At 41.2% G+C, this 23004-nt stretch carries 21 protein-coding genes, 1 pseudogene and 1 riboswitch; of the genes and pseudogenes, 14 read left to right on the top strand and 8 right to left on the bottom strand.

The genetic code is table 11. The annotated features are described in order from the left end of the window. Positions 1-5: 5 nt before the first annotated feature. Positions 6-1034, bottom strand: a complete 1029-nt coding sequence (locus BCU68_RS06095) for a radical SAM protein (RefSeq protein WP_102563902.1) — start codon at positions 1032-1034, stop codon at positions 6-8. A 299-nt stretch (positions 1035-1333) separates the two neighbouring features. On the opposite strand from BCU68_RS06095, the gene BCU68_RS06090 reads away from it, so the two are divergent. Beyond that, positions 1334-2074, top strand: coding sequence for a sulfite exporter TauE/SafE family protein (locus BCU68_RS06090; RefSeq protein WP_102563901.1), 741 nt, complete (start codon positions 1334-1336; stop codon positions 2072-2074). Positions 2075-2118: 44 nt separating this feature from the next. Beyond that, the gene (locus BCU68_RS06085; RefSeq protein ID WP_102563900.1) at positions 2119-2898 is read left to right on the top strand and encodes a glycine betaine ABC transporter substrate-binding protein; all 780 of its coding nucleotides are present in this window, start codon (positions 2119-2121) and stop codon (positions 2896-2898) included. A gap of 61 nt (positions 2899-2959) precedes the next feature. Here BCU68_RS06085 and BCU68_RS06080 read toward each other — a convergent pair whose 3' ends face one another. Beyond that, on the bottom strand, positions 2960-3883 hold the full coding sequence (locus tag BCU68_RS06080; RefSeq protein ID WP_102563899.1) for a LysR family transcriptional regulator: 924 nt from the start codon (positions 3881-3883) through the stop codon (positions 2960-2962). A gap of 227 nt (positions 3884-4110) precedes the next feature. Here BCU68_RS06080 and BCU68_RS06075 point away from each other — a divergent pair, with 227 nt between their 5' ends. The 6 genes from BCU68_RS06075 (at position 4111) to norW (ending at position 10977) form a co-directional block, all read left to right on the top strand. Next, positions 4111-4401, top strand: a complete 291-nt coding sequence (locus BCU68_RS06075; RefSeq protein WP_102563898.1) for a putative quinol monooxygenase — start codon at positions 4111-4113, stop codon at positions 4399-4401. A gap of 217 nt (positions 4402-4618) precedes the next feature. Continuing rightward, positions 4619-4909 (top strand): putative quinol monooxygenase, encoded by a 291-nt coding sequence (locus tag BCU68_RS06070; RefSeq protein ID WP_102563897.1) that lies wholly within the window; start codon positions 4619-4621, stop codon positions 4907-4909. 81 nt (positions 4910-4990) lie between these two features. Beyond that, positions 4991-6073, top strand: coding sequence for an L-dopachrome tautomerase-related protein (locus BCU68_RS06065; protein ID WP_102563896.1), 1083 nt, complete (start codon positions 4991-4993; stop codon positions 6071-6073). Positions 6074-6618: 545 nt separating this feature from the next. After that, positions 6619-8172, top strand: a complete 1554-nt coding sequence (gene norR / locus BCU68_RS06055) for a nitric oxide reductase transcriptional regulator NorR (RefSeq protein WP_198591693.1) — start codon at positions 6619-6621, stop codon at positions 8170-8172. 169 nt (positions 8173-8341) lie between these two features. Continuing rightward, positions 8342-9838, top strand: coding sequence for an anaerobic nitric oxide reductase flavorubredoxin (norV, locus tag BCU68_RS06050; protein WP_102563895.1), 1497 nt, complete (start codon positions 8342-8344; stop codon positions 9836-9838). Further along, complete coding sequence (gene norW, locus BCU68_RS06045; RefSeq protein WP_102563894.1) at positions 9838-10977, top strand: NADH:flavorubredoxin reductase NorW; 1140 nt, start codon at positions 9838-9840, stop codon at positions 10975-10977. Before norV ends, norW begins: the two co-directional genes overlap by 1 nt. Positions 10978-11102: 125 nt before the next feature. On the opposite strand, the gene BCU68_RS06040 is transcribed toward norW, so the two are convergent. The 3 genes from BCU68_RS06040 to slyA form a co-directional block, all read right to left on the bottom strand. After that, complete coding sequence (locus BCU68_RS06040; RefSeq protein ID WP_102563893.1) at positions 11103-12131, bottom strand: DUF2955 domain-containing protein; 1029 nt, start codon at positions 12129-12131, stop codon at positions 11103-11105. 65 nt (positions 12132-12196) lie between these two features. Continuing rightward, on the bottom strand, positions 12197-13255 hold the full coding sequence (locus BCU68_RS06035; protein WP_102563892.1) for an HlyD family secretion protein: 1059 nt from the start codon (positions 13253-13255) through the stop codon (positions 12197-12199). Position 13256: 1 nt separating this feature from the next. Then, a complete protein-coding gene (gene slyA, locus BCU68_RS06030) occupies positions 13257-13739 on the bottom strand; it encodes a transcriptional regulator SlyA (protein WP_102563891.1) in 483 nt (160 codons plus the stop codon). A 369-nt stretch (positions 13740-14108) separates the two neighbouring features. Between slyA and BCU68_RS06025 the strand changes: the two genes are divergently transcribed. Beyond that, complete coding sequence (locus tag BCU68_RS06025; RefSeq protein WP_102563890.1) at positions 14109-14645, top strand: cytochrome b; 537 nt, start codon at positions 14109-14111, stop codon at positions 14643-14645. Between the two features lie 84 nt (positions 14646-14729). Here BCU68_RS06025 and BCU68_RS06020 read toward each other — a convergent pair whose 3' ends face one another. Next, positions 14730-16274, bottom strand: coding sequence for a bifunctional GNAT family N-acetyltransferase/carbon-nitrogen hydrolase family protein (locus BCU68_RS06020; RefSeq protein ID WP_102563889.1), 1545 nt, complete (start codon positions 16272-16274; stop codon positions 14730-14732). Positions 16275-16653: 379 nt separating this feature from the next. On the opposite strand from BCU68_RS06020, the pseudogene BCU68_RS17030 reads away from it, so the two are divergent. After that, positions 16654-16791: pseudogene (locus BCU68_RS17030) on the top strand (DNA polymerase V subunit UmuC); the annotation flags it as partial. Between the two features lie 274 nt (positions 16792-17065). On the opposite strand, the gene BCU68_RS06010 reads toward BCU68_RS17030, so the two are convergent. Continuing rightward, positions 17066-17962: a homocysteine S-methyltransferase family protein gene (locus BCU68_RS06010; protein WP_102563888.1), complete on the bottom strand. Its 897-nt coding sequence runs from the start codon at positions 17960-17962 to the stop codon at positions 17066-17068. Positions 17963-18139: 177 nt separating this feature from the next. Continuing rightward, complete coding sequence (locus BCU68_RS06005; protein WP_102563887.1) at positions 18140-18997, bottom strand: polysaccharide lyase family 7 protein; 858 nt, start codon at positions 18995-18997, stop codon at positions 18140-18142. 362 nt (positions 18998-19359) lie between these two features. After that, positions 19360-19457: riboswitch (guanidine-I (ykkC/yxkD leader) on the top strand. Between the two features lie 68 nt (positions 19458-19525). Between BCU68_RS06005 and BCU68_RS06000 the strand changes: the two genes are divergently transcribed. The 4 genes from BCU68_RS06000 to BCU68_RS05985 are packed head-to-tail and all read left to right on the top strand — an operon-like array spanning position 19526 to position 22999. Further along, positions 19526-20602: a putative urea ABC transporter substrate-binding protein gene (locus BCU68_RS06000; protein ID WP_102563976.1), complete on the top strand. Its 1077-nt coding sequence runs from the start codon at positions 19526-19528 to the stop codon at positions 20600-20602. A gap of 35 nt (positions 20603-20637) precedes the next feature. Then, positions 20638-21468: an ABC transporter permease gene (locus BCU68_RS05995; RefSeq protein ID WP_102563886.1), complete on the top strand. Its 831-nt coding sequence runs from the start codon at positions 20638-20640 to the stop codon at positions 21466-21468. Then, positions 21461-22249 carry an ABC transporter ATP-binding protein gene (locus BCU68_RS05990; protein ID WP_102563885.1) on the top strand — a complete coding sequence of 263 codons (789 nt, stop codon included), beginning with the start codon at positions 21461-21463 and terminating at the stop codon, positions 22247-22249. Before BCU68_RS05995 ends, BCU68_RS05990 begins: the two co-directional genes overlap by 8 nt. A gap of 9 nt (positions 22250-22258) precedes the next feature. Beyond that, the gene (locus BCU68_RS05985) at positions 22259-22999 is read left to right on the top strand and encodes an urea amidolyase associated protein UAAP1 (RefSeq protein WP_102563884.1); all 741 of its coding nucleotides are present in this window, start codon (positions 22259-22261) and stop codon (positions 22997-22999) included. Positions 23000-23004 lie beyond the last annotated feature (5 nt).

The raw sequence follows: 23004 nt of genomic DNA, 5'->3' as shown, positions 1-23004 counted from the left end.
TACTATTAGATCATACGTTGGCGAAGTTGATAGAAAATATCGTCGAGATTGCCAAGATTTTGCTGCTTAATTCGGTCTAGTTCTTTTTGTACGCTGTCATACATAAGCTGATTACGCATATCACCCAGTGTGGCGTAATAGTGCGTGCGGCGACCTAAAATAAAGTTATTCTGATCGTTTTCATTCATCATCATAAACTGGTCAATCGTGCGCAAAAATGTCGCTTTATCTTGGGGGAATTGCCCATTGAGTTCCGTCAACACATTGATGCCATGGAAGTTGCCATAATTAGCCGTTATGCCGTCTAGCTTGCTGATAAGCTGATATTGTTCTTCGATCATCTCTCGTTCTGTTAGAGGTGTAAATTGGCCGTTTTGTACTAACTCATCCAACTCAGTTTCCGGTTTAACTGCCAATGAGAGTATACGAATTTCATCGGGGTTGATTTGATTCAGTAGCTCAGCCGTTCCTGCAATATGCTGCTCTGACAGCTCTTTTCCGCCTAATCCAAGGATAATGAAAGTCATCATTTTCATGCCCGCTTGCTTGGCATATTCGGCTGACTTCAAGATTGATTTAGGGGTAATTCCTTTTTTCATCAGTTTGAGCACATCAATCGATCCCGACTCCATACCGCAATAGAGCATATTTAGCCCAGCATCGCAGATTGCTTTTATCTCCGCGGGTGTTTTTTTGGTCATGGTTTGCGCTCGTCCATAAGAGCTGATCTGTTTAAGATCCGGAAAAGCCTCTTTCAGTGTATTGAGCACCTCAAGTAAGTCTTGAGTTTCCATAGCGAATGAGTCGCCATCTTGCAAAAAACAACTATCAAATGTTCTGTGTTTATAAAATGCCTTCGCAGCCCAGATGTCACGCTTAATATCTTCAACTGGGCGAATAGAGAACTCCATCCCTTCAAATAGGGTACAAAACTTACATTTATTCCACGGGCAACCCTGCGTTGTTCTGATAAGCAGGCTGTCTGCCTCTGAAGGTGGGCGTATTGGCCCCTGTTGAAAACGTATCTGTGACATAGCTATTTATCCAATGAAATTGAAATTGAGCTGGCATAGTACTGCAAATATTACACAGTAAAAACGCCGTTCCTTTTGAATTATTATCAAAAATAAATAGATAATTGTGAATATGTCACCACGTATCGTAATTTGATTTTCTCTCAATATTGAAACTTAAAAATTATCAAATTTGATTTGATAATAAATCAATTTATAGGCTGTTTTTAGTTTTAAATATTCGCCTTATTCTAGTTCCATATCTATAGCGCGGCACACCATCAGCTGCTTTAACATCCGACTTATTTGGTTTACACATCATGATCACAGATTTTTGGTTTTATGTTGCAGCAATACCCGCTGTTTTTTTCTATGGCATGGGCAAGGGAGGTATTGGCGGTATTTTAGGGATGCTATCGGTCCCCTTGATGGCGATGAGCGTATCGCCAGTTCAAGCCGCAGCAATTTTATTACCATTATTATGTGGTATGGATTTAATGGCGCTGTTTTACCACCGTAAAAATTGCAATTACACAGAGCTAAAAAGCATGATGCCTTTTGCTATTTTGGGGGTAATGACTGCGGCCTATTTTATGGGTAGTTTGCCGACACAGGTTGTTGAATTGATCATTGGAGGGTTGGCGTTGGTCTTTTTAGCACAAAAGTTTTTGTTAAAGCAGGTTCAATTTAGCCACCCGATAAAAGGCTATGTCTTGAGCATGCTGTCTGGGTTTTCCAGTACGATTGCCCATGCCGGAGGACCGCCTGCAAGTATGCATCTACTGCCAAAAAACCTGCCGAAAGAACAATTAATCGGCACCAGCGTGGTATTTTTCACTGTGCTTAATTTTATTAAGCTTATCCCTTACAGCTATATGGGGCAGTTAGATATGCAAAACCTGAAGACCTCATTGGTTTTAGTACCAATTGCGTATTTAGGGGTTAGAGCGGGTGTGTGGATGGTTAATATCATCTCTCAAGAGTTGATTTACAAGATAAGCTATAGCGTTCTGTTTTTTACCGGAACAAAAATGCTTTATTCCGGCCTCACTGCATTTTAAATGCGATTTTAAAACCTACTTTACTTTTATTATAAGGCGACATTATGTCTAACATTATCAATCTCGGTGTTACCGATTTATCTTTTCATCGCGTTACAGCATCCATAATCAGTCATGTCTTAACTGACATGGGTTTTCAGGTGGAGCGCTTTTACGCACCACATCAAGAAAATTTCCAAAATCTAAAATCGGGTCGAATCGATATGCTCTCTTCGGCCTGGCTACCGTCAAGCCATGGTATCTATAAATCCGATGTTGAAACGGTAGAGCCTTTGTTAGAGTTAGGTCTGCACTATAAGCCTTACGCTCTATGGGGGGTACCCGATTATGTCCCTGAAGAGGCTGTTTCACAAATCAGTGACCTATTAAAACCAGAGGTCGTTGAGCGCACCAACAAACACATTCAAGGTATTAATCCAGGTGCTGGCATTACCCGATTCTCAATTGAGATGATGGATCAGTATGGATTAAATGATGTGGGTTATCATTTTCACTCTGGTACAGAAGAGGATTGCTTTAGTGCCTATGAACGTGCGGTGGAAAATAATGAATGGGTTATCGTACCATTGTGGAAACCACAGTTCTTACACCATCAATTCACTATCCGTGAATTAAAAGATCCGAAAGGATTATTGGGTATTGTTGATCGCGCTGTATTATTACTTCGACAAGACAGATCAATTGCATTTACCCAAGCACAATTGGCACAACTTGATCAATTGCGGTTTTCAAATGAAATCATCGCAGAGTTGGATTATAAGGTTTGCCGAGCAGGATTAGCGGTTGATGATGTGACCCGTGAGTGGTTGAACAACCATCAGTAATTAGGGCCAGCATCGCTTGCATGAGGGCAAGGCATCTGCCACGCCCTCACAAGCTCAATAACTAAGCTAATAAAATCCCTTGCTGCTTCATTTGGATAAGAACCTGTTCGGTCTTTTGTCTGAACATATCCCTTAATAAGCGGACAGTCGGTGTAATAGATTGTCGGCTTGGGCAGATTAACCAAAGCTCTGTGGATGTTGGCTGATAGCCTGGCATTAGGTTGACCACTTTCCCTGTTAGCAAGTCATCGGCCATATCAAGACAAGATTTAATCGCTATTCCTTTTCCTGCGACACACCAGCGCCGAACAAGATCGCCATCATTAGATGCTCTGTTACCTTTCAGTTTTACCTTAATGTCTTCTTTTCCATCATTAAACAACCACTCATTTTGCAAAATATCATGTAACTGGTAAAACAGTGCATTATGTTCAAGCAGATCATTTGGCTCGGATGGCGTGCCGTACTTTGCTAAATACTCAGGACTGGCACATAGCAGCCTTGGTACATCACAAATCTTAAAACCGTACATACTCGCATCGGTTGGTGAGCCATAGCGCAGCGCCACATCAACAGAATCGCGATAAAAATCGATGTTGCTGTCACTGATACTAGAGCGAAGTGAAACGTCTGGGTAGTCTAACAAAAACTCATCAAGCCAAGATGTGACCACATTTCGACCCAAATCAGACGAAAGGGCGATGCGGATCTCTCCATCAATAATCCCTAGCTCTTCACGCATGTTCATCTTGGCTTTTTCAAGCATCTGCAATGCCTCTTCACACTGGGGCAAATAACGCTCTCCTGCAGAAGATAAGCGTAAATGACGAGTCGTACGTACAAACAACTCAGCCCCTAATGATGCCTCAACACGTTTCACTGCCGCACTTGCCGTTGCCGTGCGCATATCAAGGTTTGTCGCGGCCGCAGTAATACTGCGAAACTCTGCGACTTTCAAAATGACCTGCAAATCTTCTAAGAGCATAACGGTTACCTTTAAATGTGTGTGTTGCCGATACCGATGATAGCGGCTCTATTTTATATCAGAGCATATCGCAGCAAGTGGAGTATCGAAAGTTAATTGTCAATTAAAATTTGATAATTATTCAAATAATGGCCTGTTTTTCGTTAGCAATATAAACACTATTATACATCCATACCAACAACGCAGCTTACAACGCACTGCACTGACTCAACACAAAGGATACTCTAATGACTACATTAACTATCGTTGCAAACATCATGGCCAATGACGACAAAATTGAACTGGTGAAAGCCGAGCTACTCAAGCTTATCGACATTACTCGCGCTGAAGACGGTTGCATCAACTATGACCTTCATCAAGATAACGAAAACTTAGCGCATTTTACTTTTTATGAAAACTGGGTATCACGTGAACTTTGGCAGGCTCATATGGGCAATCAGCATCTTGCGGATTACATGACTGCAACGGAAGGCGCTGTCGCAAGCTTCACGGTCAACGAAATGACTAAAATCGCTTAATTCAAAACTAAAGCATTCAAATAATCAATTATCAAATTAAATTTGAAAACCTTTCAAATATTATTCAGTAATTGATTGTAGTAGCTGAACTACATTTAGTAGGCAACTAGCCTGGCACTGTGGGCAAGCGTGGCATGACAGGTTGCTTTAAAACTAAACCATTACAGACATTTTAAATATCGACGATTTCGGTATCAAACTTTTAAAGGAACATCACATGACTACATTAACTATCGTTGCAAACATTATGGCCAATGACGACAAAATCGAATTAGTGAAGGCCGAGCTACTCAAGCTTATCGACATTACTCGCGCTGAAGAAGGTTGTATTAACTATGACCTTCATCAAGACAACGAAAACCCAGCGCATTTTACTTTTTATGAAAACTGGGTATCACGTGAACTTTGGCAGGCTCATATGGGCAACCAGCATCTTGCAGACTACATGACTGCAACGGAAGGCTCTGTCGCAAGCTTCACGGTCAACGAAATGAATAAAATCGCGTAACGACAAAATAAAACCAGCTTGTTATAGCACTATGTCCTGACTACAACAGTTAGGGCATCAAGAATACCAATGAGGCTCGACATGAAAAATATCAAAATCTTACTAACACTTGCGACTGCGATGATAGTTAACACAGCGCAAGCCGCTGATATCGAAGTGGTTGCCAAGCTCGATGGCACACGACCAGGCAACATTACAGTAACGAAGCAGGGGCGTACTTTTCTTTCGATGCAACCTCTTGATGCACCTGAACTTCGTGTTGTTGAATTGATGAAGGATGGTTCAACCAAAGCATTTCCAACCCAAGACTGGGCTGATGGTCCAGATAAAGGCGAAGTTGGTTTGGCTTCAGTAATTGGTATTGATAGTACCGATGATGGTGTTGTTTGGGTGTTAGATATGGGCAGTGAAACGTCACCAACCCAAATTCTTGCATGGGATACCGTTAACGATAAGCTATTTAAACGTATTGAAATTGGAAAAGACGTACAGGTCGGTAACTCTTTTTTACAGGATTTTGCATTAGATACACAGCGTAACCAGATGTACATTGCCGATACGAGTTTAGGTAATCTATATGGTGAACCTGCGCCTGCCTTTGTTGTTGTCGATTTAAATACCGGTAAATCTCGCCGCGTATTGCAATCAAATAAAGCACTGCTTTCACCTGCGCATGAAGTTGTGATTGATAACTCACGTATGGCGACAAAGCGTGAAGATGGTAGCGTTGATGCGCTTTATCTTGGCCTGAATCCAATCACCATTGATGCCAAAAATGAATGGCTATATTTTGGCACAGTGAATGGTAGTGCTATCTACCGTATTCCTGCCGCTGCTCTTGCTAACACAGCGTTGAGTGAAGATGCATTGGCCCAGCAGATTGAATTTTTCAGTGAAAAACGCCCAAGTGATGGCATGATTATCGCTGATAACGGTGATATCTATGTCGGTGATATTGAGAAAAATGCTGTTGGTGTGGTGAATAAAGACGGCTACAAAATCTTTGCACAAGATGACAAGTTATTGTCATGGGCTGATGGTTTCTCTATCCAGGGCGATTACTTATACGTCACACAGAATTCTCTGCACTTTCACCCAGCTTTCAACGAAGGCGAAGAAGGGTCAACTAAGCCATATCATGTGCTTCGAATCAAACTTAATTAATGATCTTGATGGCAGGGGGTATTTTCCCCTGTCCATCATTTTGAGCCATGAGTGAGGTTCACTACTTTGTGTTAAACATTTTTTGACCTTTCGCTCGTTTCTCTAACCACCTTGGGATTGCGCTACAAATAAAAGATGCGTGTTGCAGAATATGCCGCAATGGGCGAATTGAATGATTATCCTGCAGCTTTAAATAATGTGCCGCATTACAGCAATGTTGGAATTCTTCCTGACAGAGCTCCGCTGATCGATTCTCGAGAAACAACTGGTACATAAATAAACCTCTCACTAAATTTGATTTTGAATGCTTCAATATTATTTGAATAGCGTTGCTCTGCATGAGTGCGAGTTGCATTCACTAGAACAATTTTCTCAATGATTACTCGGTCTATTACAGTTTTTATGCCAAGATTATTATCACTTTAGTTACAGTTGCTTATGTTTTTGTTTGGGTTGAGTTTTATCTAATTGATAAACTATTTTTATATCTTTCTGATAAGTGGATTATCATTAAGATAAAGAAATATTCAATTAAGGAGCTTACTTTGATACTCCCTCACAACCCATGGTTACAAGTGGCCTTAGACATGACGTCTGGCATTTCAGAGCAAGATCGTTTTGAACGGCTACTTTCTACGATAAGATCGATGCTCAAATGTGATGCATCAGCACTATTACTTTATAAAGAACAGAATTTCATTCCACTTGCTATCAATGGTCTGAGCGAAGATGTATTGGGTCGCCGCTTTGCGATTGAACAACACCCAAGGTTTGAAGCTATTGCACGAGCAGGGGATGTGGTGCGTTTTCCTACCACCAGTGACTTGGCGGATCCCTACGATGGGTTAATCCCAAATCATGAAGGAAATCTTGAAGTGCATGCCTGCATTGGTTTGCCTTTACTGTATGACGAGCGACTGATTGGTGCTATCACGATCGATGCCTTTGACCCTGAGCAATTCGACCACTTTGATGATGACAACTTAAGGTTAATATCAGCGATAGCAGCCAGTAGTCTGCATACCGCTTTACTGATGGAGAAGCTTGAGAAAGGCAGTGAAGTGAACAATCAAGGTGTGCAACCTAAACGTCTTTCTAGTGATAAGCATGAAATTATCGGTAACTCACCTAGCATGTTAGAACTGAAACAGCATATTCAAGCGGTGGCGCAAACCGATCTCTCGGTACTGGTAACGGGTGAAACTGGAGTAGGTAAAGAGTTAGTGGCGCAGAGTATTTATCTTCAGTCACATCGAAATCAAGAACCATTTGTTTACCTTAACTGTGCTGCACTACCTGAGTCAGTCGCTGAAAGTGAGCTATTTGGTCACGTTAAAGGTGCATTTACTGGTGCAATCAGCAATCGCAAGGGCAAATTTGAAATGGCAAATAAGGGCACGCTATTTCTAGATGAAGTTGGTGAATTGTCACTGGCCTTGCAAGCCAAGTTGTTGCGGGCCTTACAATATGGTGATATTCAACGCGTGGGTGATGATCGCAATATAAAAGTTGACGTTCGTATTGTTGCCGCTACCAACCGGATTTTGCACGAAGAGGTTAAAGCTGAACGATTCAGAACCGATCTGTACCATCGTTTGAGTGTCTTTCCGATTTTTGTCCCTCCACTCAGAGAGCGTGAAAAGGATGTGGTTTTGTTGGCCGGCTTTTTTTTAGAACGTTGCCAGCACAAACTCAACGTTGCTAGTATCCAGTTAAGTCGTGAGGTTCACCCGTTACTGATTGGGCATCAATGGGAGGGGAATGTACGAGAACTTGAACATGCTATTAATCGAGCGGCGGTGATTGCAAAAGCAGAAAGCAATCAGGTTCACTTGACTCTACAACCACGTCACTTTCACTTCACTGTATCCACTGAAGACATTGCGGAACTTAGACCTCATTCAGCATTGCCTGAGTTTATTTCTAACCAAGGGCATATTAAGACCCTGACTCTTAAAGAGGCGACGGAAGAGTTTAAGCTTCAGTTTGTAGAGAAAGCGTACCAAGAGAATGGTGAGAAGTTATCTACGACTGCAAAACAACTCGGTATTTTTCCAGCGAACTTGCACCGGCTTCTGAAGCGTTTGGCATTAAAATAGCATTATCATTAAGATAACAATTATCCTATTGATAACGAATTCATTATTATCATTAGGATAAGTAATCTGTTTCATCTGAAATAAGTCATTGTTTTATAATAAATATATTTTCTGGCACGCTATGTGCTCTTACTAAGCCAGAATTTATATATTTTTTAAGGTAAGACAAATGACTATTCTTGTTAAAAACAACATTCATTGGGTTGGCCAACGTGATTGGGAAGTGCAAGACTTCCATGGCACAGAATACAAAATGACTAAGGGTACGAGTTATAACAGTTACCTAATACGTGAAGAAAAAACCGTCTTGATTGATACTGTCGATCATCGTTTCAGTTATCAATTCCTTCAAAACCTAGAGATGGAAATTGATTTAAACCAAATTGATTTCATCGTTATCAACCATGCTGAAGAAGACCATTCAGGTGCGCTTTCTGCATTGATGGAAAAAATTCCAAACACACCAATCTATTGTACTGAAGCGGCGATTGATTCGATTGTCGGTCATCATCATCACCCTGAATGGAACTTCCAAACAGTCAAAACAGGCGATACGATGGATATTGGTAACGGCAAACAGTTGATCTTTATTGAAGCGCCAATGCTGCACTGGCCAGACAGCATGATGACTTACCTTACTGGTGACGCGGTGCTGTTCAGTAACGATGCTTTTGGTCAGCACTACTGTGACGAACGCCTGTTTAATGATGAAGTCGATCAAACTGAATTGATGGATCAGTGTTTACGTTACTACTCAAACATCCTGACGCCATTCAGCAGTTTGGTTACCGCAAAGATTAAAGAAGTGCTGAGTTTCAACGTTCCCGTGGATATGATTGCTACGTCACATGGCATTGTATGGCGTGATAATCCGGCTCAAATTATCCATCAATATTTAGAGTGGGCAGACAATTACCAAGAAGACCGCATTACTATTTTCTATGACACTATGTCTAACAACACTCGAATGATGGCGGATGCGATTGCTCAAGGTATTCACGATGTTGATCCGAAAGTTGCAGTAAAAGTGTTCAACGTTTCAAAGCAAGACAAGAATGACATCCTGTCTAGTGTGTTTCGTTCAAAAGGGGTTTTCGTCGGTTCATCAACCATGAATAACGTGATGATGCCTAAAATAGCGGGCATGCTTGAAGAGATCACCGGTCTTCGTTTTAAACACAAAAAAGCGGCGGCATTTGGTAGTTATGGTTGGAACGGTGGCGCGGTAGACCGTATTCATGCGCGTTTAACGGATGCAGGTTTTGAAACAGCAGTGAGTCTAAAAACTAAGTGGCGTCCAGATGGTAAAGCGATGCGCGAGTGCCGAGAGCACGGACGACAAATTGCCAAACAGTGGGCACTAGCGAGTAACAGTACTACTCCTGAAATCGCGTTCGCAGAGCCAAAACCAGTCACCACTGAATCTGTTGCAACGGTTACGCCAGTGGACACTCACACCGACACTAAAAGCCACTCAGCAGATTGCCAATGCATGATATGCACCGTGTGTAACTGGGTGTATGACCCTGAAGTTGGTGAGCCAAATCAAGGCGTTGATCCAGGTACTGCGTGGAGTGATGTTCCAGATTACTTCCTTTGTCCAGATTGTCACTTAGGCAAAGATGTGTTCGTCGAGTACAAGAAAGATGACTCGGAGGTCGCATAATGAACGCTCCACTTATCATTGTAGGTAGTGGGTTTGCTGCCTATCAGTTGGTCAAAGCGCTGCGTCGTAAAAAGAGTGATCTGCCTATCGCTCTCTTTACCACAGGCTGCGGCGATGAATACAATAAACCTGACATTAGTCATGTATTCACTCGTCAACAAAACGCTGATGAGTTGATCTCTCAAAGTGCTGCGGATTTTGCTAGCCAGCACCAGGTTGAGTTGTTTACGCATACTCGAGTTGAGAATATTGATGCACAAGCTAAGAAAATTACCGCCAATGGCGTTGAATACCCGTACTCAAGCTTAGTGATAGCAACCGGGGCCAATACTTTTGTACCTGAGCTAAAGGGTGATGGTGCGCAAGAGATTATCACTCTTAATAGTCTTGATGAGTATCGACAATCTCAACAGCGCATTGCCGAGGCCAGTTCGCTGCTTATTATGGGAGGAGGACTGATTGGAACTGAGCTAGCGTTGGATTTGGCGACCAGCGGTAAGCGAGTTTATATCCTTGAGCCAGGAAGCCGATTAATGGAAAGTATTCTGCCTGATTTTGTATCGACTCAACTTGAAAAGCAGTTACGCCAAGAAGGCGTCAGCGTCGAATGCTTGAGTTATGCCACTGAGCTTAACCATGCCAATGGCGCTTTAGAAGTGATCTCCAATAAAGGTCTGAGCTACCAAGTGGATGGCGTGATTTCTGCTGCGGGCTTAAGACCTAATATTCAGTTAGCAGCTCAAGCGGGTCTTAGTGTAAATCGAGGTATTGTGGTGGACAGCCAATTAAGAACATCAGCACCAGATGTCTATGCACTGGGTGACTGCGCTGAAATTAATGGCAAAGTGATGGCGTATCTACAGCCTATCGTCCTTAGCGCGAATGCACTTGCCAGTACCCTATTAGGTCAAGAGTCGTCACTGACGATGCCAGCTATGATGGTGAAGGTAAAAACGCCCCAGTATCCAATTCAAATTGGGGGCTCTCATGATGTAAATTCAAAATGGCAAATAGATCTATCTCAAGAAGGTATTGTAGCAAAAGCCTATGATGAGCATTCATGCTTGACGGGTTTTGTGGTGACAAAAGAAAAGGTCAATCAAGCTTTCCCACTGTTACGTGAGATTCAGATGGCATAGTCAGTGTGGAAGTCTCATCGCCAGGTCTTTGAAGGTTTGAGGCTTGGCATATTTGAGGTTTTTTAGCTTCTATATTCGCACATCAATAGGGTGTAAATATAGAAGCCAACAGCTGGTCGTTAATATTAGTGGGTAAATCGTGTTGCTTGAAAGCTATTTAGGATTCGATGCACTAGGTAGCAAAGCAGTAACGTAGCAAGAATGGCAACAAAGATACTACTCACCCGATAAAGCGCACTGAACACTAGGTCATTACCTGGACTAAGGTATTGTCCAAATAGTATCCCCAACGTGGTCATTGCCCCAAAGCCTACCCCTGATCCTTTATTCTCTTTGACATGTAGTTGGCTAAACAACATCAAACCTATCCATAATAAAGGTACAACAAGAATCAGTAGCCCCGACCAATCGTAAAGAAATAGCTGTGCAGATATACCAAATAATACCCCAAGCACGGTGCCAATTGCCCGTTTGCGTGCATAATCAAGTGAGCCATTCCAATTCATCGGATAAAGTAGCAGAATCGTGGTGGCTTGAGCGGACATGGAGTCGCGTAGATCAAACACTTGAAAGACCATAAAAGAAATCGTCGCGATCGTTGCGCCCATTAGCGTCTCATGGCGTATTCTGTTAGGCGCTTTAGGTAGTGGTTTTTGTTTAGGTCTAGGTTCAATATCAGGCCAAATTAGCATCATTAAGCCGGCGATAGCAACCGCAAGCAGCGTGGCCCAAAAGTTAGCGAAGATTAACTCATTAACGTTAGTGTCAGGGTAACTCGCGAAATGCAGCATGACACTGAGATTAAGCACACCATTAGCGCCAAACAGAAATAGATGACCGCGTGCCATTGCTGCAAAGCGGTAGAGAAACATTACGAATACAATGGGGATCATTAAACCTGGGTGACCGCCAAAAAGCCCTGCAATAAGGCCAACCTCAATACCCGACATTACTGCAGCAGCAACCGCTTGGCGCACCGTATGGCCGGTCAGTACGGGTGATAAGCCGAGGAGTAACATTGGTGTGACAGTGAAAAAAACACCATTGCTCAGAGCGAATATTTTACATATTGTAAAGCCAATAGCACCACCCGTGGCGATGCGCAGACATTGGCGTAAATCATTTGCGCTCAATGGTGTATGCCGAAATAACATGCCTAATGCCTTGTTTTAGTTTAATTAATCGATACGTTGAGTGCATAGGAGCACTATATTTACAGCTAATAAATGTAGTGCAGTAGACTGATCACTTTGATTTGCATATGAGCCAGCAAAGCAAGTACACGGCTTTCTGGAATAAGTTGTACTGTTGCGCGCCCCCCCGTAGCTAAGCTATTTACAGCATCTGTATTCAATGCTAGGTGTACTCGTAAACGCTGTGCGTCACGTACCCAGCGGTCAGACTCTTGCGGTGTTGCCAATTGACCATTGGCATTAAATTGACCAGCACTCACACCTGCATCAACGCTGCTTACTTGTGCGCTATATAAACGACCGGGATCACCATCAAAGGCGATTAGTGCTTTTGTAGATAGATCAATGCCCTGTATCGTTTTTTCACGAAAATCAGCAATAATATCGACTTTATCCGATACCTGTGCCAGTAGTGGTTGGCCAGCGTTAGCGAAGCTTCCTACCTCAAGTTGTAAATTAGTTATAATTCCATCTTGGTCTGCATGGATTTGGGTATAGGAAAGGTTTAATTCTGCCTGTGCTAAATGATTTTGAGCTTGGCGGATATTTAGGTTGTTATCACCGTAAATACCACGACTTACCTTCAGTTTTTCTAGCTGTGCTTTATTTGCTGATAGATTTGCTTTAGCGCTATCTGCATCGCTATCGGCTTGATCGCGCTGTTGTAGTGATACCCCATTAATTGTATATAAGGTATCAAGGCGTTTAGCTTCCTTACGTTTTTGTTGTGCAGTTGTTCTGCTTGCCTCTACATTCGCTTTCGCTGCTAATAGTGAAGCATCTAATTCCGCATTGTTTTGTTGCACTTGCTCTAGCGCGAGTTGTGCTTCTGTTAGCGCGAGTTGATAGGGGGTTGAATCGAGTTCAAAAAGTAGATCACCTTTACTTACCAGTTGGTTATTTGTTACGGCAATAGTATTTATTTTCCCACTAATTTGCGGCGTTATTTTTGTGACCGTGCGTGTTGCCATCGCTTGAGGTGTTAATGGTAGAGCCGTGTCTGCAAATATAAAATAGCCAAATAACAGTATAAATCCGAGTATTGCTATTTTGATTATGCGTGCAAATTCTTGATCTGATGTCATCTTACTTCTCATTGATATTTAAGATTTTTTGTTGTGCTAGTTTGTCTGTCGCATTATTACTAATTAAAGTGACGATACGTTCTAATTGATTCAATTCAGCATGATTAATACCTGCAAGTAACTCTTTACGAATATCGATAACTCGTCGCTCAACTTGCTTTAATAGCGTTTTCCCCTCTGCGGTCATGCAAACAATTCTGGCGCGTTTATCTTCGCTGCAACAATGGCGTTCAATTAATCCTTGCTGTTCTAGTTGACCTAAGGTGCGCATTAAGGATGGCAGTTCAATTTCTAGGGCATTAGCCAGCACTTTTTGACTCACCTTGTCGCCCAGGCGAAATAATTTCCACAGTGCGCTCCAGCGTGGGTAGGTTAATCCTAAGGGTGATAGCTCATGGTCTACGGCTGTTCGCCATAATCGGTGTGAGCGACCTAATTTCTCTGCGAGTGATATTTCACTTAATTGCTCAATGCTTTGGCACATATTGTTCTTCACTTATTGCTGACTTTGTTTGGGGGCTACTATCATGTTTGCTGAGTAAAATAGCTAGTATGCTAACCATTTTACTTGCTTAGCGCGCTAAGTAAATAGAGTTTGTTGTGTTACCTACTCATTTCCCTTTATATTCTTCATAAGACTTTGAAAATGAAAACGATAAAATATTAATTTTTTTCTTTATGCGTAGTGGATGATTTTGTGTCTAAACTGTGCTTTTGTGCACTGCAAAAGAGAATGATTATTGCAACAATTCATCACACCACTATTTATCGGATGATATAAAAAATACTTGTATACCTGTTAGCATTGCAGGTATTGGGGAATGTTTTAATACAGTAGGGATATTTATAAAAAATGGACAATAATTTATCGAAAACCACAATACTGTTGCATTGGTTAACAGGGCTTACTTTTATCTTAGCTTTATGTTTGGGTTTGTATTTTGATTACTTACCTAAAGGTCCAGAGAAAGGCGAGATAATTGGATTACACAAATCTTTTGGCTCGCTTGTTTTTGTTGTAGCGTTAATTAGATTATTTTGGCGATTCAAAGAGGGCAGCATTACTAGTATTGCTACATTAACTCGGATTCAATCAATCTTAGCAACATCAATTCATCACCTATTGTTACTAGCAACGCTTGCGATGCCAATATCTGGAATCGTGATGAGTATAAGTGGTGGACATGGTCTTGCTGTGTTTGGCCAAGTGATAGTAGCGAGAGGTGGCGATGAAATTGAGTGGCTTGGTTCTATTGCTCATACTATCCATACCGGCGCGGTTAATGCGATTCTACTTATCTTATTTTTGCATGTTGCCGGTGCTGTTAAGCATCAATTTATTGATAAAGACGGCACAATGAGCCGTATGCTAGGCAACTTTCATAAGTAGTTTTTACTCATTAATGAGAGTAATCAAGATATAAAAAAACACCCTCAGCTTAGCTTTGGGTGTTTTTGTTTTAAGCCATTCTACTCACTCTTTTTTGTTTGTATCTGGCTTGATAAACGTGCCATAAATGTCAGTACGGCGGTGTTTTAAGTTGGTAACAGAACCTTCAGTGTTTAACTGCTTAAGTTTAGTTAAATCAACATCCGCAAATATGATCATCTCAGTATTGGCATTGGCTTCAGTGAGTGTTGCATCATGTGGGAAGTAGATATCAGAAGGGGAGAATACTGCCGATTGTGCGTATTGAATATCAACATTATCCACTCTAGGTAGGTTACCAACACTACCACCAATCGCGACGTAACATTCGTTTTCAATGGCTCTGGCTTGTGAGCAAATTCTTACACGTTGATAACCATTTTTTGTGTCTGTCCAGAAAGGTACAAAGATGATCTGTACATCTTGTTCAGCCATCATGCGACCAAGCTCAGGAAACTCACTGTCATAGCATATTAAGATCCCAACCCGGCCAGCATCCGTATCAAATACTTTAACTTTGTCTCCACCGTCGATAACCCAATCTTTCTCTTCATGCGGAGTGATGTGTACTTTGTATTGCTCATCGATTTGTCCATCTCGATGCAATAAGTAAGAGACATTATAGAGCTTGTCACCTTCAAATACTGGCACACTACCAGCTATGATGTTGATGTTGTAGGTTACTGCCATCTGGGAAAAACGGAGTTTAATCTCTTCACTAAAACTGGCTAAGAAACGGATGGCTTCAACGGAGTTTTGACCTGATTGTAATCCCATCAATGGTGCGTTGAAAAACTCGGGGAAGAGAGCGAAATCGGCTTTGTAACTTGATAATGATGTGACGAAGAATTCAGCTTGATCCATTAAATCATTAAGATCACGCATCGCACGCATTTGCCATTGAATAACACCGATTCTAACCAGAGTTTTCTCAATATCATGCACTGACTCAATATCTTCTTCATAGAAAAAATTATCCCATTCAAGCAATGTTGCATAGCCTTTAGATGATTCATCTTCTGGTAAATAGTTGCGCATTAAACGCTTTACATCGAAATCATTGGCGAGCTGAAAAGACAAAATAGGATCATGCAGTTTTCGGCGTTTTATTTGATCTATATATTCTGGAACCGACATCTTATCAGCGTATTTATGGTAATTGGGAATACGCCCGCCAGCTAATATTGCTTTGAAATTTTTGTTTTTACACAGATCTTTACGTGCATCATAGAGTCGGCGACCTAAGCGTAAACCACGATAATCCGGGTGAACAAAAACATCCAAACCATACATGGCATCACCAGAGCGTTGGTTTTGGATGACATTTTGTTCAGAGATGATATCGGTATAGAAGTGGGGTAGTGAAAAGCGATTATAATCGACCTTAATAGTGAGTGCTGCACCGATAATTTTCTCATTGTCGACGATGCATATTTGCCCATCTGGAAATTGATGGATAAGGTCAATAATGGTACTTCGAGGCCAGGCACCACCTACATCTGGAAAAATCATGTCCATCAGCTCTGCCAACTGCGGATAATCCTTTGCTTCAATTGTCCTTAACGAGAGTTTTGGAGTATTACTGTCCATGCGCTTACCTCTACACCTTTATTTTGATATGCACGTTTCTTGTGCGTTATCTTCAGAATGGCACAAGTAAACAATAAGTTAAACCTGTCAGTTAATTGTTGTGCTTAAGGTCTTTGGTTGACTAATTAATGGATCATCATATACCCTTATAAAACCACTGTATAAACGTACAGATTGAAAGTTAAGGATAGAGGCGTATTAAATGCATGTTTTACCATTATCACCATCTAGTATTAGTTGCTCATTAACGTCTTGGGAGAGCCCTGCGGTTGAATATACGGATCTTGCTATATCGTTAGACAGCGTTTTGGTTAATAACCCCAACAGCACATATTTAGCTTATGGTAGTGGTGATTCTATGCAAGGGGTGGGTATTTTTGATGGGGCTGTGGTTGCGGCGAATCGCTTAGCCAAAGAAGCAGGAGTTAAGAAGTTTGCTCCGTTTTTTAAGCAGAAAGCCTTAGTAGAACAGCAAGGTGTGACGGTATTTTCATCAAACTATGCGCTTTATGCCGATCGGTTCCTGATATAAAAAAGCCATAAGTCATCCTATATGAAGACTTATGGCATAATGGTGAACAATGTTTATTCACTAACAACGTCAGTTGGTTAAATGAACCTCGGCTTAAGAAGGTTCGTGAAAATTTTAACAGAATCGTAGACTGTAACAAGTTGTATTAAGCACATTTATTGATCTAGCACTCATATTTATTCACAATGCTCATTTCTTGTACACTATTAGCTTGTGCACACGATATATAAATTTTGCATTAGGTTAAACATCAGATGTTTTACTTATCTTCAGAAGATTCTCTGAAACAATCAAGTGCATAAATATGTTCTGGATGGATGCCACAGCAACCTCCAATGATAGAAGCGCCAGAGTTTATCCACTGTTTTACAAATGCGGTGTATTGAGTCGGGGACAGGTCATCTCGAATAGCAGATAACCCATCATTGGCGAGATGGTCATCTTGTATGGGTGTAAAGCCATTTGCATAAACGCCAATTTTTATTTCTTTGTTTTGTTTGCTGAAGATATTTTTAGATGTTGATACCGCATCGTTCATCACTTCAGGGCGAGAGCAATTGAAGAGTATGGCGCGAGCATTAGATTGACATACGATCTTTGCTAGAGAGCTAATCTCTTCACCAGAGCGCAGTTTCGGTGTTGAGGAGAGTTCATCTTTCAGAGTAAAAGCATAGTAAACCGGCAACTTCGATTGTGCGAGCATTTCACGAACAAGTTCAAATTCTGCAATTGAGCTTATTGTTTCGACTATCCATAAATCAATAAAAGGTGCTTGAGCGCAAATCAGATCATCAATAATTGGTCTTGCTTGCTCAGCATTGAACAAGTCTGGTCGATATGACCCTAATGCTGGAGGTAATGCCCCTGCTACTTTCACATTACCATTTTTATCTGCAACCTCACGAGCTAACTTAGCCGCTTTGGTCGCGAGTGCTTTGCCATCGCTCTTATAAAGTTCATGACCTAGATGGAAAGGCACACAAGCGTAGCTATTTACAGTGACAACGTCACACCCAGCATCAATAAAGCTTTGATGTGCCTGTTGAACAAATTGTGGGGACTCAATAAGCGACTGAGCGCTCCACAAAGGTTGAGAGAATGGCGCTCCCATACGCTTTAATTCACGGCCCATACCGCCGTCTAATAGGGTAAACATCGAACATTCCTTTGGTCTACATATTACGCAACACTACTCTCTAATATTAATCCTGTATATATCTGCTAACAGAGTTATTGTGTATTTTAACGAAAAGACTCAAGCGACAATGGCAATTGTTCACTTGAGTCTATGTTATTAACTTAATTCACTTGAAGTGTCATTACTGCGAGTTGTTTACTTCTTTATTTCAGTGTATTCTAGCTTGTTAAAGTGCGCTTCACTTTCGCCATTAGTGAACTGGTTGTAGACACCAACTTTGTAGAAGCTTAATAGGTGGCGCCAGTAATCAATGTCTTTCTCAAGTTTACGTTCACCGTTAACATCGATCGCTAAGATTTTGTTACCTGCTGTGATATCAATGTCAGTGAATTCACCAGTTGGTGCTTTGCCTAAATCAAACTGAGAATAAGCGACATTTGAGCGACACATTTCTTTGTCTTTAGTCTTTTGACCGAATAAGCCCTTACAGATTACTGCGTTGTTTTTCACGATTGCCCAGTAGTGACCTTGTACACCATTGTTATCTCGTTTCCATACAATGCGTAATAATGGATGAGGAACGTTATGAGTTCCTTGGTCATCTAAGCCTTTGTTATGTAGCTGTAAGAACGTGATTTCATCTTGCTTAGAGTCAGAGTTTTTCATAGACAGTTCTGGGTTGATGATTTCAACGCTTGAACTTAACTTGTAAAACTCATTTGGCAAATCAGTACGGAAGTTCTTTTGTACACGTAACTCATTGCGAAGGTGGTCATTTTTCATTTTGAAAACAAGTGCTTCTGTCGATTTGTCGACGTAGAAGTTTTCATTAACGATGTCAGCATAATTGTTATCAAGTCCAAAGTAATCTTTGTTGCCTTTTTTACCTTCAGGATCTGAAATTTGTAGCTCAGAAGCAGCAAGAATATTGTCATATTGCTGATAGTTTGCTGGCTCGCCCAATTTGTTACCTGGGTTAGAAAACTGCACACCGGCACTTACCATTGAGGATGCAGACATAAGTAGAGCTGCTGTGATAAGTTGTTTTTTCATTGAAATTGCCTTTTGTATTATTGTCATTCAAAACAAGCGGTAATAAATAACATTCTTTATTGATAAGAGGAATAGTAGCAAGCTAAAAGTGTGGTTCAGGGCGTATTTTTTATGATTGATAAAGAACGTAATTATAGGAACGAGTCAGTAAAACTTAATGCGTAATTTAGTTGTTTTATATAATGTCCAATTTAGGGCATGGAGTGCACTGAATTGGTGAAAACAGTTTTGTGTTTATCGCGTTGATTATTATAAGTGACTGTTATTAAATGTTAATTTATTCTGGCATACCAATTGCTTAATTATGGGAAAGTTATAGCGTAAGAGCATGGCTCGGTATCTGACCGATTATTGCTTGCACAAAAATAGACATCTAGGGTTCCGGTTGCGTAGGCAATGTCTGGACCGAGAGTTGTCAACCTCATCTGAGGTCACACGGAGGGATAAAAGCCCGGGAGATCAACCAATGATATTTGGTTATGTCTCTTGTGCTAACTCAAATTGTGATCCATGGATGAGGATATTCCAATGAAACACTCCTTAAAGAAACAACTCATAACTCTTGCAGCGTCGATTGGTGTTGTGGCTACCCCTTTTATTTCCTCTACTGCTTTGGCAGACGATAAACAACAATTTACTCTTGCTTGGTCAATCTATGTAGGTTGGATGCCATGGGACTATGCAGATTATGCAGGCATCGTTGATAAATGGGCAGAAAAGTACGATATCGACATCAATATAATTCAAGTTAATGATTATATTGAATCAATAAATCAGTACACCGTAGGTCAGTTTGATGCAACCGTTATGACCAATATGGATGTATTAACAATCCCTGCTGCGAGCGGTGTCGACTCAACCGCACTCATTGTCGGTGATTTTTCAAACGGCAATGATGGTATCGTTCTGAAAGGTTTCTCTGATTTAAGTGATTTAAAAGGTCACAATATTAACCTTGTTGAATTAAGCGTCTCTCATTATTTAATGGCGCGCGGTTTGGAAAGTGTCGGCCTTTCTGAGCGTGATGTACGTGTTGTGAATACTTCTGATGCTGATCTTGTTTCTGCCTTTACTACTCCAGATGTCACTTCTGTTGTGACTTGGAATCCTCTTTTAAGTGAAATAAAAAAACAACCAGATAGTGCTTTAGTCTTTAGCTCTGCGGATATTCCAGGTGAAATTATCGATCTCCTTGTCGTTAATACCGACACGCTTCAAGCGAACCCGAATTTAGGTAAGGCATTAACTGGGGCATGGTATGAAATTATGTCAATCATGCAATCAGAAGAGCAAGGGGATGAAGCTAAGTCTTATATGGCACAAAGCTCAGGAACAGATCTTGCTGGTTACAATGCACAATTAGCAGCAACCAACCTATTCTATCAAGCTATTGATGCTGTTGAATTTACCCAAAGTCCAAAACTCACGACCACAATGCAAAAAGTCAGTGAATTCTCATTTGAGCATGGGCTATTAGGTGAAGGAGCACCAGATGCAACGTTTATAGGCATTGAAACGCCTGCGGGTGTATATGGCGATTCCAATAACATCAAATTACGTTTTACTGCGGAATATATGTCAATGGCTGCTGAAGGCAAGTTGTAGACACATTTGTAAATGTCATTGTTGTTGGAGTTAGTATGACAAAAATAATTAATAAGCATCCGTCGCGATATGGGCGATTAATGCTTGGTGTATTGCCATTTATCATTTTGATTGCAGCTTACGTTGTAGCATCAGATGCTAGGTTAGCAATTAACCCTGCCGATAAGCTATTACCAGCATTTAGTAGTTTTTTTGATGCAATAGACCGAATGGCTTTTACTCCAAGTCGCCGCACTGGTGAATACTTACTATGGGTTGATACGCTAGCAAGTTTGACTCGTTTGTTTATTGGCGTTGGGGTTAGCGCTTTATTTGGCTTAACTATCGGAATTGCAACCGGCATGATACCTATGGTGCGATCAACACTATCTCCTGTCGTTACAGCGATGTCATTAATTCCTCCTATGGCAATTTTACCTATTTTGTTCATTACCTTTGGCCTTGGTGAACTGTCAAAAGTCGTACTTATCGTTATTGGTATATGCCCAATGATTATTCGTGATATTCAGTTACGCGTAAGAAGCTTACCAGATGAGCAATTAATTAAAGCGCAGACCTTAGGTGGTAATAGCTGGCAAATAATTGTTCGCGTGATCTTGCCACAAATTTTACCACGACTCATTGAAGCCGTTCGTCTCACTCTTGGTAGTGCATGGTTATTCTTAATCGCCGCTGAAGCTATTGTTGCGACAGAAGGATTAGGTTATCGAATCTTTTTGGTACGTCGTTATCTATCAATGGATGTGATTTTGCCGTACGTTTTTTGGATCACGATCTTGGCATATAGCATGGATTGGTTATTAAAAGTCCTATCACAAAAGTTAAGCCCTTGGTATCACCAAGCACAAGGAGAGGGAAATGGATAACCCACCGATCATTCAGGTTAAGCAATTGTGGAAAGAGTATGGCAACAATATCGTTTTAGAGAAGATTAACCAAACGGTACAAGAAGGGGACTTCGTTAGTATTGTTGGCGCTTCTGGATGTGGTAAAACGACTTTCTTAAATATGTTGTTGGGAACGGAAACAGCATCACGTGGTGAGATCCTGCTTGATGGAAAACCTCTTGATGGTGAGCCAAGCTCTGAACGCGGAATTGTGTTCCAGAAATATTCGGTTTTCCCTCATTTGACAGCACTTCAGAACGTTATGCTTGGTTACGAATTCGAAGCAGGGGGCATGGCTAGTGCTTTGTTGGGGAGGCAATTTGGTGAACACAAGGTCAAAGCAAAACAAGCAGCAATGTTAATGCTTCAGCAAGTTGGCTTAGAGTCAGCGATGCATAAGTACCCCCATGAGCTATCGGGTGGTATGCGTCAGAGGCTTTCAATCGCACAATCTTTGATTAAAAAACCACGAATTCTTCTTCTTGATGAGCCATTCGGTGCGCTTGATCCTGGTATCCGTAAAGATATGCATCAGCTAATTCAAACATTATGGAAAGAGCAGAAGTTGACGGTATTTATGATCACTCATGATTTGAGTGAAGGTTTTTACCTCGGAAATAGGTTATGGGTATTTGATCATGTCCGTATTGATGAGCAAGCTCCAGAACGATATGGCGCTCAGATTACCTTTGATATTGATATAGACAAGTCGACCAATTCAGAATTTTTTCCGGAATTATTACAAAAGAAAACTGCATAAGGAATATATATGCTTTCACATAAAGAACCGCTTATGACCGATGTATTGCCAGGTGCAGCTCATTGGTCAATGAAAGTGCCAAAAGGGCATGTTGTACGATTTATCGATATTGAAGGTGGTGCGAACCTAAGTGCACTATTTTATAACCCAGATAATTTGCTCGAACGTTATAACGCGCCAGATACCTTAAAGTGCCAGCACACATTTAAGCTATCACATGGTCACTGCTTATATTCAGATATGGGGAGAGTATTTGCCTCGATTACGCGTGATGATACAGATTGGATTGACACTGTGTGTGGTGTAACTAATAAGGCAAAAGTTGCGGCAAAATGGGGAGAGCGTGACTATCAGAGTGATCGAAATGCGTGGAAACAAAATGGTCACGATGCATTATTAGTAGAAATCGCGAAATACGGATTAGGAAAGCGCGATCTTGCAGCGAATATAAACTTGTTTAGTAAAGTAGCTACTGATCAAGATGGCAATCTAGCTTATCAAACTGATCACAGCAAGGCTGGCGATATCATAGAACTTCGCTTTGAAATGGACACGTTAGTTGTTATGTCAACTTGCCCACACCCGATGAACCCAGCAAAAGCTTACCCATTTAAGCCAGTAGGGGTTAGCGTTTTCACCTCTGAGCCATTAGGCAGTGATGATACTTGTCTAAATTCACGACCAGAAAATCAACGTGGATTTGAAAATAATCGTCGCTACTTAGCGGAAAACGGTTCGTATACAGGTTAAGGAGA

This window comes from Vibrio sp. 10N.286.49.B3 (assembly GCF_002873395.1).
In the GTDB taxonomy this organism is placed as follows: Bacteria; Pseudomonadota; Gammaproteobacteria; order Enterobacterales; family Vibrionaceae; genus Vibrio.
The sequence above is the reverse complement of the archived record's forward strand: the minus strand, read 5'-3'. Positions and strand labels throughout refer to the sequence as shown.